Origin of the sequence: Psychrobacter aestuarii (assembly GCF_904846035.1) — a bacterium.
Lineage (GTDB): Bacteria > Pseudomonadota > Gammaproteobacteria > Pseudomonadales > Moraxellaceae > Psychrobacter > Psychrobacter aestuarii.
In genome coordinates this window covers 1,580,717-1,594,670 of record NZ_CAJGYT010000001.1, presented here as the reverse complement: position 1 = coordinate 1,594,670, position 13,954 = coordinate 1,580,717, and the positions used below count along the sequence as shown (strand labels likewise).

Annotated in this window: 13 protein-coding genes; 4 read left to right on the top strand and 9 right to left on the bottom strand. The window is 48.8% G+C overall.

Features of this window, described 5'->3' with window-relative positions; genetic code table 11:
- Positions 1-83 precede the first annotated feature (83 nt).
- Entirely contained in the window at positions 84-1,196 is a 1,113-nt protein-coding gene (locus tag JMW05_RS06715) for an AOC03_06830 family ribosome hibernation factor (RefSeq protein WP_201504555.1), read from the bottom strand.
- A gap of 459 nt (positions 1,197-1,655) precedes the next feature.
- Here JMW05_RS06715 and JMW05_RS06710 point away from each other — a divergent pair, with 459 nt between their 5' ends.
- Genes JMW05_RS06710 through JMW05_RS06700 form a run of 3 tightly spaced genes read left to right on the top strand, consistent with a single transcriptional unit; the run spans position 1,656 to position 4,680 of the window.
- On the top strand, positions 1,656-3,800 hold the full coding sequence (locus JMW05_RS06710; protein ID WP_201504554.1) for a M3 family metallopeptidase: 2,145 nt from the start codon (positions 1,656-1,658) through the stop codon (positions 3,798-3,800).
- Positions 3,800-4,042: a YheV family putative metal-binding protein gene (locus tag JMW05_RS06705; protein ID WP_201504553.1), complete on the top strand. Its 243-nt coding sequence runs from the start codon at positions 3,800-3,802 to the stop codon at positions 4,040-4,042. The genes JMW05_RS06710 and JMW05_RS06705 overlap by 1 nt, the downstream gene beginning before the upstream one ends.
- Before the next feature lie 50 nt (positions 4,043-4,092).
- Complete coding sequence (locus tag JMW05_RS06700; protein ID WP_201504552.1) at positions 4,093-4,680, top strand: macro domain-containing protein; 588 nt, start codon at positions 4,093-4,095, stop codon at positions 4,678-4,680.
- A 115-nt stretch (positions 4,681-4,795) separates the two neighbouring features.
- Here the strand turns inward: JMW05_RS06700 and pnp are convergent, their stop codons facing one another.
- Positions 4,796-6,892 carry a polyribonucleotide nucleotidyltransferase gene (gene pnp, locus JMW05_RS06695; RefSeq protein ID WP_201505556.1) on the bottom strand — a complete coding sequence of 699 codons (2,097 nt, stop codon included), beginning with the start codon at positions 6,890-6,892 and terminating at the stop codon, positions 4,796-4,798.
- Between the two features lie 197 nt (positions 6,893-7,089).
- Between pnp and JMW05_RS06690 the strand changes: the two genes are divergently transcribed.
- Positions 7,090-7,245: a hypothetical protein gene (locus tag JMW05_RS06690; RefSeq protein ID WP_201504551.1), complete on the top strand. Its 156-nt coding sequence runs from the start codon at positions 7,090-7,092 to the stop codon at positions 7,243-7,245.
- Positions 7,246-7,605: 360 nt separating this feature from the next.
- Here the strand turns inward: JMW05_RS06690 and rpsO are convergent, their stop codons facing one another.
- From rpsO to infB, 7 genes are all read right to left on the bottom strand, one after another.
- Positions 7,606-7,872 (bottom strand): 30S ribosomal protein S15, encoded by a 267-nt coding sequence (gene rpsO / locus JMW05_RS06685; RefSeq protein WP_201504550.1) that lies wholly within the window; start codon positions 7,870-7,872, stop codon positions 7,606-7,608.
- A 217-nt stretch (positions 7,873-8,089) separates the two neighbouring features.
- Entirely contained in the window at positions 8,090-8,284 is a 195-nt protein-coding gene (locus tag JMW05_RS06680) for a hypothetical protein (protein ID WP_201504549.1), read from the bottom strand.
- A 114-nt stretch (positions 8,285-8,398) separates the two neighbouring features.
- Positions 8,399-8,554: a hypothetical protein gene (locus JMW05_RS06675; RefSeq protein ID WP_201504548.1), complete on the bottom strand. Its 156-nt coding sequence runs from the start codon at positions 8,552-8,554 to the stop codon at positions 8,399-8,401.
- A 69-nt stretch (positions 8,555-8,623) separates the two neighbouring features.
- Positions 8,624-9,151 (bottom strand): type 1 glutamine amidotransferase domain-containing protein, encoded by a 528-nt coding sequence (locus JMW05_RS06670; protein ID WP_201504547.1) that lies wholly within the window; start codon positions 9,149-9,151, stop codon positions 8,624-8,626.
- Positions 9,152-9,630: 479 nt separating this feature from the next.
- Positions 9,631-10,614: a tRNA pseudouridine(55) synthase TruB gene (gene truB / locus JMW05_RS06665; protein ID WP_201504546.1), complete on the bottom strand. Its 984-nt coding sequence runs from the start codon at positions 10,612-10,614 to the stop codon at positions 9,631-9,633.
- A gap of 6 nt (positions 10,615-10,620) precedes the next feature.
- On the bottom strand, positions 10,621-11,010 hold the full coding sequence (locus JMW05_RS06660) for a ribosome-binding factor A (protein WP_201504545.1): 390 nt from the start codon (positions 11,008-11,010) through the stop codon (positions 10,621-10,623).
- Positions 11,011-11,201: 191 nt separating this feature from the next.
- A complete protein-coding gene (gene infB / locus JMW05_RS06655; protein WP_201504544.1) occupies positions 11,202-13,943 on the bottom strand; it encodes a translation initiation factor IF-2 in 2,742 nt (913 codons plus the stop codon).
- Positions 13,944-13,954 lie beyond the last annotated feature (11 nt).

Below are 13,954 nucleotides of genomic sequence, written 5' to 3'. Positions count from 1 at the left end.
AAAGGGGCTAAAAACGATAAGGGCGCATCGGCTTACCAAAACCCATGCGCCTTGTGCTCGTGCTATGCGTCGCGATGCGTGTTTTAGTAGCGGGTCACCAGTGCAATCGGCTGGTCAGCGTCCATGATGTCAGCAGGCATAAAGACCACATCGCCGCCATTGTGCATGACGTGTTCAATGATATCGCCGACCGCATCGTCAGTGACGCCTTTTTCGCTGGCATCATCCACGACTTTTAGCGTTTGCGCTTCTTCATCAATCATTGCAGGCTGCATGTAGCCACGACGCACATACAGACGCTCACCGATGCCTTGATAGGCAGCGCGGTAGACTTCTTGAAGGTCGGTGACGACCATATTGGCGCCGCGCGCTTTGTCAATCTCGCCGAGTGCGGCCTGATGCAGTGAGCTGCGATAGTCTTCAATCGCCGTTTGCACGCCATCAATAATGTGCTGGGCGCTGCCCTCTTCGAGCTGTGTGACGTTTGAGACGGTGGCAATGATGTTGTCAGGACGGTCACACACTTCTTTATAGTAGCCGATATTTTTGGTATCACCGATGATGACCAGCGGCATTTTGTGCTCGCCCCACAGCTCTTGGACGCTCTTATCGACTTGGTTAAAGTATTCTTTGAGATAGCTGCTTTCATTGCTTGATGAGCGGTCAGCGCTGCCATCGCCTGTCATGTACGGATTGTTGTTTTCAATCGGGAACGGAATATTTTCCATATGGTTTTGAGCGTCAGAATCTTTTTGGAACTCAGCCACCACGCGGTCATTCGCCGCTTCAATCAAGCGCGCTTTGTGCTGGGTCAATACCACCGCGTAATAATGCACTGCGCTTGCCATGTCGCGCACCAAATCACGGGTCGCAAAGCTGTTTGAGATGACCACGCGCTCTTTGGTATCGAGCGGCATACGGATGATTTGCACATCATCGGTACTGGCAAAAATCGCTAAGGTGTCAAGGTTGTAATTATGATTCAGCTCATTGGTTTTGGTGTGGATGTTGTCCAATATGGTACTTGCGGTTTGCTTGTCATACTCTTGGGTCAGACGCTCTTCGACCACTTTGAGCTGGTTTTTTAGGGCAATGGGGTCGGTTTCATTGGCGGGGTGATTGCGATGCGTCTTGACGAACACACTGACCGCAGGGTTGGCTTTGGTTTCACGTAAACTTTTGAGCGTCGCTTTCATAATTATTTTCCTTAATGTAAGTTATTATCTTCAGACGTCGCTGCAGACCGCTATCAGGAATGTGCTATCAGGAACGTTATTAATAGCACGCGTTGTTGGTTGCGGGATGACCGCAGACAAATACAGCGACCTATCCTTATGATGCTAGCAACTTCACCGCATCGGCTATATGGTGACTTTGCAAGCAAATGGTGACGCTTTGTAAGTGGTTTTATTTTCTGATAGACGTGGATGTATCCGTATCTCGTTATGCAGCAGTGCCCGCCGTATCAGTGCTCTATATACCTGCTGCTGGTGTGTACTGATGTCCAAACACTTTTTTGATACCTTGTATTTTGCCAATTCAGCACCCATCATGGATAGGGTACGCACGCGGCGCGCGGATTGAATTTGTGCCCTGCTGTGCCCTATTTTTACGCCATATTTCTCTTTATTTTTATAACGACATGGGATGTGTTTATGACCCTTGCTTCTGAGTTACACCTCGTTGATTTTGCCACCACCACGCCTGCCGCACTGAGCGAACAGGTCACGGCGGCATTGACTGAGGCACAGACCTTTTTGGACGCGCTGAGCGCAGCGCCTGCCGATACCGAGACGGCGCTTGCCGATATTGTTGATTTTGAACAAGTCAATTTGGCACTCGATAGAAGCTGGGGCTTGGTCTCGCATCTGAACAGCGTGATGAGTGACAAGGACATTCGTGAGGCGCATCATGCACTGTTGCCAGAAGTGGCGGCGTATGGCACACGTGTCGGTCAGCATCAGCCGCTATTTGCCCGTTATCAAGCGGTGGTCAATGACCCCGACTTCTTTAATGCCCTGCCAACTGACCGTGCTCGCGCTATTACCCTTGCGATGCAAAGCTTTGAGCTGTCAGGCGTAGCATTGCCAAAAGACAAGCAAGCCCAGTTTGCCGAGATTCAAAGCAAACTTGCGGCATTGTCTGCCAAATTCTCGGACAATATCTTGGACGCAACCCAAGACTATGCCCTGCCCTTAGCAGAAGACAAGCTTGCTGGCATGACCGAGAGCGGACGCGCACTGCTTGCAGAAGCGGGCGAGCAGCACAAAGCAAAGCTGCGCGAATCAGGCGAGATGAATGACGCGGACATTGACGCGCTGCCTACGCCCTATTATGTGGCAACGCTCAATATCCCCAGCTATCTGGCAGTGATGACCTACGCTGATGACCGCGACCTGCGTCAAGCGCTGTACCATGCGTACGTGACCCGCGCTTCAGAATTTGACACGCACACCAATGATAAGGGCGAGTCGTTAAACAACGCCGATAGCATGCAAGAGATTTTAGCCTTGCGTGAGCAAAAGGCACAGCTGCTTGGTTTTGACAATTATGCCGAGCTGTCCCTATCGACCAAGATGGCAGAGCGTGTGGATGAGGTCAGCGACTTTTTGACTTCGCTTGCCACCGAAGCGACCCCCGCCGCCAAAAAAGACTTGGCGCAAATCAGTCAATGCGCAGCAGAGCACGGCGTCACTGATTTGCAGCCGTGGGACAGCGGATACTTTGCCGAAAAGGTCAAGCAGCAAGCCTTTAGCCTATCGCAAGAAGAAATCCGTCCGTATTTCCCTGTCAGCACCGTGATTGATGGCTTGTTTGCCATCGTTCAGCGCTTGTACGGCATCCGCGTGATTGACGCGACCGACAGCGCCTCGGTATGGCATCCTGACGTGCGTTTTTATCAATTGCTAGATGCTGATGATACGCTGGTCGGCGGCTTTTATTTTGACTTGTTTGCGCGCAGTGGCAAGCGCGGCGGCGCGTGGATGAACGGCTTTCAGGCGCGCTACCACAACCAAGCGGCGGACTACACACAGCTGCCCGTCTGCTTTATGGTCGGTAATTTTACCCCTGCTATCGATGGCAAGCCCAGCCTACTGACCCATGATGAGGTGTTGACCTTGTTCCATGAGTTTGGGCACGGTCTGCATCACTTATTGACCCAAGTCACCGTCGGCGATGTCGCGGGCGTCAATGGCGTTGAGTGGGACGCGGTCGAGCTGCCGAGCCAATTTATGGAAAACTGGGCATGGCATGCGGACGGCATCGCGCTAATCAGCGGTCATATTGATTCAGGCGAGCCACTGCCAACCGATAAATTAGACGCGCTGCTTGCCGCAAAAAACTTCCAAAGCGGCATGCAGACCTTGCGCCAGATTGAGTTTGCCCTCTTTGATATGCGCATTCATGCGCAGACCCCTGCGCCTGATTACAGAGGTATTTTGGCAACACTACAAGGCGTGCGCAATGAGATTGCCATCATGGACACTCCAAGCGATAACCGCTTTGCCAATGGCTTTAGCCATATTTTCGCAGGTGGCTACGCGGCGGGTTATTATTCGTATAAATGGGCAGAGCTGTTGTCCGCCGATGCCTTTAGCCGTTTTGAAGAAGAAGGGATTTTTAATGCGGTGACGGGCAAAGCTTTCCGCGATACCGTGTTATCGGTCGGTGGCAGCTTGCCTGCCAAGACCAACTTTGAAAACTTCCGTGGGCGCAGCGCCACCATTGATGCGCTACTGCGTCACAGCGGCTTTGACAGTGCTGAGCCTGACACCACGCCGACCGCTGAGGTGGTGTAATGCGTTATCAATCGAGCCGACCCAAGCGCCAGTTTTTGGCGGGTGTACGCTGCCTAAAGTGTGAAGCGATGGATGCTGTGGTGCAGGTGCAACTCTTTGAGCCTGAGGCGGATGAATATATCGAGTGCAGTCAATGCGGGCACATCGAGCGCCGCCCAAAGCCTGAAGACCTTGAGCAAAACAACCTTGCTAAAGATGCCATGCAAACAGGCACGCAAGGCATCGTGCAGTTTAAGCCCTAAAACCTGCGCTGCATGGACACCGCAGCACGCATCGTCTTAAAGGAAAATCAATGGCAATACTTAGCGTGACCCGCGCCCCGATTTTGAACACGCGCGCTCAAGTGCTGGTATTGCCCGTGAATACCGCAGGTATTTTACTTGACCCTATTTTGATGCGTACGCAAACGCTGTATGCGGACAATTATCGTCAGTATCGCCGCGCCTGTCTTGAGTCTTGGCTGACGACAGGCAGCTGCTTGATGCATAAGCGCCAGCGCGAGCACGCGGGATTGGGCGCGAGTAGCAATGGCAACCAGCCGCAATATATCGCCAATCTGACCATCGCTCGTCACCCCTATCACGACCCAAAAATGGTGTGGTTAAACGCGGCGCTGATGGATTTAAAACAGCAATTAACTAAGCTGATTCGTTACGATGGCGTACGGCGTATCGCTATTTTTGCACGTCCGTTATTGTCTCTATGTTCTAATGACAGTGTTATCGCTGCTGATGCTATTGAAAACGCTGCTAGCGAAATGGAAGATACGGCACTGAGTGCGTCCGATACTGCTGTATTGGCGCTATTTGATGAATTAAAAGACGTGCCGCGTTTGCGCATTGACATACACCTGCCGCGTTTGCCAACGCTGTCTGCCTAATTGGCGGAGACAGTTTTTATAATTATTTTTTATAACTCGCTTTTATTTTTCATGCACAAAAAAAAGCCGCGCAATCTAATGCGCGGCTTTTTTATTGTAAAGGTAATGCAGCAAATTATGCTTGCTCAATGCCTTTCATGGTCAGTTTGATACGACCGCGGTTGTCCACGTCTTGTACCAATACTTTTACGGTTTGACCTTCTTTTAGGTAGTCAGACACGTTCTCAACGCGCTCTTCAGCGATTTGTGAGATGTGTACCAGACCATCTGTGTTTGGCAACAAAGTAACAAACGCACCAAAGTCAACGATACGCGCAACCGTACCTTCGTACGTTTTGCCCACTTCGACTTCAGCGGTCAAGGCTTCGATTTGCTGGATAGCGGCTTTGGTCGCGGCTTTGTTTTCACCAAAGATACGAATGGTGCCTGCGTCATCGATGTCGATAACCGCGCCCGTTTCTTCGGTCAACTGACGGATGGTCGCGCCGCCTTTACCAATCACGTCACGGATTTTTTCAGGATTGATTTCAATCACAGCGTAGTTCGGTGCATGCGCGTTGATTTCAGTACGGCTCGCTGGCAGTACTTCGTTCATCGCGTTTAGGATGTGGATACGACCTGCGTGCGCTTGGTTGAGCGCCTGCTCCATGATGTCAGGCGTGATGCCTTCGATTTTGATATCCATCTGTAGTGCAGTGATACCGTCTTTTGAACCCGCGACTTTAAAGTCCATGTCGCCTAGGTGATCTTCGTCACCCAAGATGTCTGACAATACGGCAAATCGCTCGCCTTCTTTGACCAGACCCATGGCGATGCCCGCTACTGGCGCTTTTAAGGGTACACCTGCGTCCATCAAGGCAAGGCTCGCACCACAGACTGACGCCATTGATGATGAGCCGTTTGATTCAGTAATTTCTGATACCACACGGATGACGTATGGGAAGCGTTCGCTGTCTGGTAGCATCGCTTGTACACCGCGGCGTGCTAGGCGACCATGACCGATTTCACGACGCTTTGGCGCGCCTTCACGACCCGTCTCACCCACTGAGTAATGCGGGAAGTTGTAATGCAGCATGAAATGGTCACGAATCGTGCCTGCCAATGAGTCAATCATGTTCACATCACGGCTGTTGCCTAGTGTGGTGGTGACCAGTGCCTGTGTCTCACCGCGCGTGAATAGCGCAGAACCGTGCGTGTATGGCAATACGCCAACCTGTACGTCTAGCGCACGCACGGTCTCTAGGTCACGACCGTCGATACGTGGCTTACCTGATAGGATGTTGTCACGTACGGTGCGATATTTTTGCTCTTCATAGATGTCTTTTAGCTCAGACACTTTGTCACTGTAGTCGTCCGCTTCAGCATCACCCGCTAGGCTCTCAATGATGGCTTGCTTGATCTCATCAAGGGCAGCGTAACGCTCTTGCTTTTCAGTGATGGTGTAAGCTTCAGCGATTTTGTCGCCGAACTGCGCTTTTACGGCAGACTCAAGCTCTGCATTGGCAGCAGGGGCGGTGAATTCTTGCTTTTGTGTGCCCACTTCTTCAGCGAGTGATACGATGTTGTCGATGACGATTTGTTGCTGCTCGTGACCGTACAAAACAGCGCCTAACATTTGGTCTTCTGACAGCTCTGCTGCTTCTGATTCGACCATCAATACCGCTGATTTGGTACCCGCAACCACAAGGTCAAGGTCGCTGGTTTCTAGCTGCTCAAGGGTTGGGTTTAGCACGTATTCGCCATCGATAAAGCCAACGCGTGCGCCGGCGATAGGACCGTTAAATGGCGCGTCTGAAATGGCAAGTGCCGCTGATGCACCGATCATCGCGGCGATGTCTGCGTGCTGGGTCTTGTCTGATGACACGACTGTTGCGGTGATTTGGATTTCGTTGACATAGCCTTCTGGGAATAGCGGACGGATAGGACGGTCAATCAGACGTGAGGTTAGGGTTTCAAATTCGCTCGCACGACCTTCACGCTTGCCGTAGCCACCTGGGATTTTACCCGCAGCGTACATTTTTTCTTGATAGTTCACGGTCAATGGAAAGAAGTTTTGACCTTCTTTGGCATCTGCTTTTACTACCGCTGCGACCAGTACCGATACACCGCCCATGTGGACCATGACAGAGTTGGCTTGACGCGCAACACGACCAGTCTCTAGGACGACTTGTTGATTACCATATTGAAATTCACGCTTAATGGTGTTGAACATGCTTGATGTTGTCATATAAATTTCCTAATGTTGAATGACGAAATAGGTATCGGCAGCAATCGATGCAGATACTTATCGTTAAAAATATGTTGGCAGTCTTTGTTTTGTTGTTGCCCCATCAGCGTCTACATTACTGCTGACAGTACGAGGGTCGTAATATTGGTATCTGTCGCGACCTCGTATCATGGTGTGCGCTCATGCGTACTGTACCCAAGCGTACCTGTCTTTATACCGCGTATCGCCGCTGGTATCAGGCACAAGCCGCCTGTTTCATGGTGAGCACTCACCATGGGCATTTTTCTTCACATCACCGCAGCAACAGTGCTGCCAAAGCCTTTGCGCGGCGGTTATAAAACAGATTACTGTGGCACGATAACACACGCTCGATATCAAGGTCAGCGCTTCTGCCTTCGGCGTGCGGTCAGCCTATGCCAAACGCACATTATTTTACAGAGATTTGTCCGTCTTGACCAATGTGCTACGAATACGCCGAACCCATCTCAATGTACAATAATACAAGTGGTTATGACAGCTGCCGATACAAGACAGTAGCCATAAAAAAACGGCGTGAAATAACTCCACACCGTTTTTTATTGTTGATGGCGTTACTGATACTCACCAATCGTTCGTTTTTCTACTACCAATCGATCATCGACCGCTATCAATAGCACACGGACCGCATCTTGGTCGCTATCAGTATCGCTATCACACTATTAACGACGTAGACCCAACTGGCTGATAACCGTGGTGTAGCGGCCAAGATCTTTACCTTTTAGGTAGTCAAGCAGTTTACGACGTTGGTTAACCATACGGATTAGACCACGGCGGCTGTGGTGATCCGCTTTGTGTGCTTTAAAGTGGTCTTGCAAATCGTTGATACGTGCGCTTAGTAGAGCCACTTGAACTTCAGGAGAACCTGTGTCGTTTTCGCCGCGCTGGTATTGAGCAATGATTTGTTCACGGTCAGTATTGGTTAGCATATCTTTCTCCGGCAATGCTAAGGCTGTGTGTGCCAAAATGACATATTGGGCATCACACAACAATAAAAAAAATCACGCACCATTCAGGATAACCCTGCATTACTAGAGTGTTCCTAGTGGCGCATACGTGTCTTTATGACTGCGGGACAGTATAGCAAAAAACTGCCCCACTGACAGTAAATTTTGTCAATAGAACTCACTATTTAGCACAGTGCGGTCAGTCCTTCGTATCTGCTGCTTTCGCATCTTTGTCTTTTTCACTTGCTGTGCCGCCAAGCGCGTCATCATCGAGCAGTGCGGTCGTCATTTCCGCCTCACTGTCTGGGGTGATGTCTTCGCTTGGATTGATATCCTTGGCAAGCTGCTCAATTTTGCGCTCTTCGGCATCCATCGTTTGTTTGTCTATACTCATCACACTCACTCCTTGACTGTCAATAAAAAGGCATAAAAAAATGCAGTATCAAAAATGGATATCATCCTTTTCAATACTGCATCGATAGTTATTCATACGTTTGGGTATCTATAACTAGTCTTTGGCGTTTTCTACATTGTTGGCAATATTTTCTGCCGCAGCTTCGCTATCTTCGTTGTAGTTACCTTCTGCTTGATTTTTTAGTGAAGCAACTTGCGAATCTGATTTTTGCTGTTCAAATTCAGTATTGTTTGGATTTGGCTGTGTCATGATGTTGTCCTTTTCGTTGTTTTATGAGTTTTCTTTTGGCATTTATTAACTTGTAATGTTATACGATTATTAAGCAGCTAATGCCTTATCAATCGCATCAACGAAATTGTCAATATCGTCAGGATTACGTGAAGTAATGAGGTTGCCGTCTACTTGTACAGTCTTATCCACAAAGGTCGCGCCTGCATTTTCTAAATCAAGCTGTAGCGTATTAAAAGCAGTCAGCGTTTTACCTTTGGCAATACCTGTATTGATAAGTGTCCAAGGGGCATGACAAATAGCGGCCAATACTTTGCCTGAATCATTAATAGCGTTGATAATGGTGTGCGCTTCCTGATTGCCACGGATAGTATCTGCGTTAACCGTACCACCTGGCAATACCAGCGCATCATAATCTTCAGGCTTGGCTTCTTTTGCAAAGATATCGGCTGTAAAGGTGTCGCCTTTATCGACATCTTGCTTCATGGCTTGTACTTCTTTTTCATCGTTGGTGGTGATAAGAAGCGTATTGTAGCCTTTGGCTTTCAACTTATTGTTGACTTCTTCATATTCTGCCTGCTCAAAGTTGCTGTGCAGTAAAAAAGCGATGGTTTTCATAGACAATCCTGTGTTAACGGTTATAAATGTAAATGACTTATAATTAGTGACTCGTTTTACTTATCGATATTATAATTTATAGTTACATACTTCTTATTTTTTTATAATTTTTTCAATACTTCTTAATTTTTGATTATATTTTATTTTAGTTATCTCATTTATATTTTTATAAATAATTTTTTGCACTTAATTATTATAACTTCTTATATTTATAAATTACTTATTATTTTTCTGACTTTTATATTTCGACACAATTATTATTTATCGTTGTGTTCTTCTTATAAATAGTCGTTATATCCTTTTTTACTTATTATCTTAATATTATTTATTGTTAGTTATTATTTATAAAAATAACCAGCCGTCCTAGCCAGTGATTCTTAGTATATAAAAAAAGCAGGCTCCACCATAGGCGAAACCTGCAATAAAATGTATCGGTATGTGATTAATGTAATGTGATAGTAAGTTGTGCGCGTATTCAGTTAGCGCTGTATCATCTTTTTGGGTTGTAAGCGCCCAGACGCTGCAATCATGCCCAAACCGATGAACTCACCTGCCTCATTGATCAGCTTAATATCCAGTGTTGGCTCAGTATCATCGTTTGAAGAGAGTGCTGCCAATTCACTTTTGAGACCATTACCCATAAGCGGATACACATTCAGGCGCTGTCCTTGCTGCAAGCGCAGGCTTTCTGCCTCGCTCAAGGTCAGCTGCCTGTCCATCTCAATACAAGCATCAAGCGGCAGTAGGTGGCTAAAGCGTGTGTCTAGCGGCGCTGCCTCTAACTCCGCAAGACTGATGGCATCATCAATCACAAACGCGCCGACTTGGGTACGTCTGAGCGCGGTTAAATGACCCACAGTTCCCAATGCCTGCGCGATGTCTTCGCCCAACACGCGGATATAAGTGCCTTTGCTGCACGTCACGGTCAGCTGTAGTACGTCATCCGCCGTTTGCGTGATGCGTAACGCTTTAATGTCGATATGGCGCGCAGGACGGTCAATCTCGATGCCTTCACGCGCGTATTCATACAGTTTTTTGCCATCTTTTTTGAGCGCAGAATACATGGGCGGCGTTTGCTGCTGCGCGCCCAAAAACTGTGTCGTGATGGCTTGGCGCATGGCCTCTGTGATTTTGGGGACAGCATGGGTGGCAATAACTTGCCCATCGGCATCACCTGTGTCGGTTTGGCTGCCCAGCTGCACGGTGGCAATGTAGGCTTTGTCCGCGTCCAGCTGATAGTGGCTGAATTTGGTCGCCTCGCCAAGACAGACAGGCAACAGTCCTGTCGCCATCGGGTCAAGCGTACCTGTGTGTCCTGCTTTTTTACTGTTGTGCTGCGCAGATTGAAACAGATACTTGACCTTGGAGACCACTTGCTGCGAGGTCATGCCGATAGGCTTGTCAATCAAAAGGACACCTGAAACCTTTTGTTTCTCTTGGGATGCTGATGCTGTCACACTCATACCGCGTTACTCTTCTACTTCGTTTTGCTCAGTTTTGGTCACGGCTTTATTGATCAAGTCCATCATGTAGTTGCCGCGTGCAGTGACTTCATCATAATGAAAGCGCAGACGCGGTGTGGTACGGGTTTTTAGGCTGTGGCTCAGCTCGGTACGTAAAAAACCCGCCGCTTTATTGAGCACTTGCAGACTTTGCTCATGACTGGTTTTGGTCATGGCGTCATTCATTTCAGGCTCCATGATGGTGACGTACACGTCAGCATAACCCAAATCAGGGCTGACTTTGACACTAGAGATGGTCACAAAACCCGTCAAGCGAGGGTCGTTAACTTCGTCACGAATAAGTACGGCAAGCTCGCGCTGAATTTGGTCAGCCAAGCGCTGTAAACGTTGGTTCATAAGGCAATCCTATTTATACACATTATTTTTGATAGGTGTCATGGCAAATCAGTCATGACTGCGGTTATATCCATTATAGGGGATATCAAAAGCGCATCGGAGGGGTGCTGTGATGCGCCTTTGTGATAAATCGTACAAAAAAGGTCTAGCAGGAAACCCTGTTAGACCTTTTTGTGTGCCGTAACGCGCTATTAGATAGTACGTTCGACTTCTTGAATCTCAAAGACTTCAATCTTATCGCCTGCTTCGACGTCATAGCCTTTAACCGCAAGACCACATTCCATACCAGTACGCACTTCGTTGACGTCTTCTTTGTAACGACGCAATGATTGCAACTGACCAGTAAAGATAACCTTGTCATCACGCAGTACACGAATTGGCTTGTTGCGGTAAATGGTACCTTCAACCACCATACAACCTGCAGCCGCACCGAACTTGCTTGAACGGAACACTTCACGTACATCCGCCACACCCAAGATTTTTTCACGATGTTCAGGCGCTAGCATACCGCTCATTGCCGCTTTTACATCATCAATCAAACCATAGATGACGCTGTAGTAGCGAATGTCGATACCAGCGCTATCCGCTTTGCGGCGCGCAGTGCTGTCAGCACGGACGTTAAAGCCTAACAGTACCGCTTCGCTAGACTCTGCGAGTGTCACATCCGATTCAGAAATCGGACCAACACCTGAGCTGATGACGCGTACTTTTACTTCGTCAGTTGACAGCTCTTCTAGAGCAGACAATAGCGCTTCTAGTGAGCCGCGCACATCGGTCTTGAGGATGATGTTCAAGATAGACACATCGCCTTGACCCATCTGCTCGAACATGCTCTCAAGACGCATCTTGTTCTGACGCTCAAGCTGACGCTCACGCTCGCGGTTGGTTCTAAAGTCTGCCACTTCACGGGCTTTTTTCTCGTCAGTAACGACTAAGAATTCACTACCCGCTGCTGGTGTTTCTGGTAGACCTAAAATCTCTACAGGAATCGAAGGACTTGCCGACTGAATACGTTTACCGTTTTCATCCGTCATGGCACGTACTTTACCGTAGTGCTCGCCTGCCAAGACCAAATCGCCTTGCTTTAGCGTACCTTTTTTGACCAATACACTAACAACCGCACCGCGACCTTTTTCTAGCTTCGATTCGATGACCACACCTTGCGCTGCGCCGTCTAATGGGGCTTCTAGCTCCATTAGCTCTGCTTGCAAGCTGATGTATTCTAGCAACTCATCGATACCCTCACCCGTTTTGGCTGAGATACGTGCCATTGGCGTGTCGCCACCCCAGTCTTCTGAAACGACTTCTTTGGTGGTCAACTCGTTCAAGACGCGATCAGGGTCCGCACCTGGCTTGTCCATCTTGTTGATGGCAACGATAAGCGGCGTACCTGCAGCGCGGGCATGGTCGATGGCTTCTTCGGTTTGGGGCATCATGCCGTCATCGGCTGCCACAACCAAGACCACGATATCGGTCGCCTGAGCACCGCGTGAACGCATGGCACTAAATGCGGCGTGACCTGGGGTGTCTAGGAAAGTAATAACACCGCGCTCAGTCTCAACATGGTAGGCACCGATATGCTGGGTAATGCCACCTGCTTCGCCGTTCGCCACTTTGGTTTCACGGATTTTATCGAGCAGTGAGGTTTTACCATGGTCAACGTGACCCATGATGGTAACAACAGGCGGACGTGCTTGGACGTTGCTGCTGCGCTCATCGACGGCATCATGCAGATCGTTTTCGACCTTGTTGTCGCTGATAAGTACAGGGTTATGACCCATCTCTTCAACGATTAGGCTGGCTGTGGTTTGGTCAATGGTGTCTGACTCACGCGCAATCTCGCCCATTTTCATAAGCAGCTTGATGACTTCACGGGCTTTGACCGCCATACGTTGTGCCAAATCTGAAACAACGATTTGTTCGCTAATCTCAACGTCATAGACGATTTTTTCAACAGGTTTTTCAAACTTGTGCTGCTGCGCTTGGCTTGAGCGTAGACCGTGCTTACGGTTTTTAATCTCACGCTCTTCTTGGTTTTTACGGCGACGACCACGTGTGGTGGTGCTGTTGGCGCCACGCTTGATTTCACGGCGTTCTTTTTCAAACGACTCTTCAAGCGCTTCACCCACCAAACCTTCGGCAAGCGGTTCATCTTTACGTACTTCAGTAGTTGGCTCGCGGTCGGTATATTTACCTGCCATTTTACGCATTTGCTCAAGCGTACGCTTTTGCGCTTCTTCCGCTTGGGCGCGGCGCGTTTCTGCTTCGATTTGACGCAGACGCTCTTCTTCTTTCTCACGGGCCTCACGTGCTTTACGTTCAGCTGCGGTTTCAACTTTTGGCTTGGTGACGACCGCTTTTTTCTTCTCTTTGTCTTTTTCTTTACCTTTGACTTCAACAACCGATTTGCTGCCTTTTTTCACCACAACCGATGAGGTTGAGGTCGCACTTTTCTCGTTGTTGTCGTCTGAGCTTTTGCTTGAGCCTAGGCTTGCACGCATGGCAGCTAGGGTCGCTGCTTGACGCTCTTCTGCCTTTTTCTTGGCTTCAGCACGCTCAACGGCTTCTTTTGCCGCACGGTTTTGTTCTTCGACTTTGGCCTGTTCACGTGCCGCCATCTCTTGTGCCAACTGTTCTGGATCTGGCTTTTCAAATACTTTTTTCTTGCGTACTTCGACGTTCACGCTCTTAGATTTGCCTGAAGAGCCAGTCACACGCGCGGTGCTTGTGGTCTTAGATTTTAGGCTAATACGGCGCTTTTCTTGCTGACCGTGACTTTGCTTTAAATACGCCACCAATTTTTCTTGCTCAAGTTCGGTGACTGAGTCATCCTCCCCACGAGCAGGCAGTCCAGCATCCACCAACTGCTGTCGTACAGCGGTTGGGGTTTTGCCTACCATATCTGCCAGTTCTTTGACGGTCTTATCTGCCATTGATTATCACC

Excerpts from the sequence above, each read along its gene's own strand:
- JMW05_RS06715 (WP_201504555.1), bottom strand. The coding sequence starts at position 1,196 with ATGAAAGCGACGCTCAAAAGTTTACGTGAAACCAAAGCCAACCCTGCG.
- JMW05_RS06710 (WP_201504554.1), top strand. The coding sequence starts at position 1,656 with ATGACCCTTGCTTCTGAGTTACACCTCGTTGATTTTGCCACCACCACG.
- JMW05_RS06705 (WP_201504553.1), top strand. The coding sequence starts at position 3,800 with ATGCGTTATCAATCGAGCCGACCCAAGCGCCAGTTTTTGGCGGGTGTA.
- JMW05_RS06700 (WP_201504552.1), top strand. The coding sequence starts at position 4,093 with ATGGCAATACTTAGCGTGACCCGCGCCCCGATTTTGAACACGCGCGCT.
- pnp (WP_201505556.1), bottom strand. The coding sequence starts at position 6,892 with ATGTTCAACACCATTAAGCGTGAATTTCAATATGGTAATCAACAAGTC.
- JMW05_RS06690 (WP_201504551.1), top strand. The coding sequence starts at position 7,090 with ATGCGTACTGTACCCAAGCGTACCTGTCTTTATACCGCGTATCGCCGC.
- rpsO (WP_201504550.1), bottom strand. The coding sequence starts at position 7,872 with ATGCTAACCAATACTGACCGTGAACAAATCATTGCTCAATACCAGCGC.
- JMW05_RS06680 (WP_201504549.1), bottom strand. The coding sequence starts at position 8,284 with ATGAGTATAGACAAACAAACGATGGATGCCGAAGAGCGCAAAATTGAG.
- JMW05_RS06675 (WP_201504548.1), bottom strand. The coding sequence starts at position 8,554 with ATGACACAGCCAAATCCAAACAATACTGAATTTGAACAGCAAAAATCA.
- JMW05_RS06670 (WP_201504547.1), bottom strand. The coding sequence starts at position 9,151 with ATGAAAACCATCGCTTTTTTACTGCACAGCAACTTTGAGCAGGCAGAA.
- truB (WP_201504546.1), bottom strand. The coding sequence starts at position 10,614 with ATGAGTGTGACAGCATCAGCATCCCAAGAGAAACAAAAGGTTTCAGGT.
- JMW05_RS06660 (WP_201504545.1), bottom strand. The coding sequence starts at position 11,010 with ATGAACCAACGTTTACAGCGCTTGGCTGACCAAATTCAGCGCGAGCTT.
- infB (WP_201504544.1), bottom strand. The coding sequence starts at position 13,943 with ATGGCAGATAAGACCGTCAAAGAACTGGCAGATATGGTAGGCAAAACC.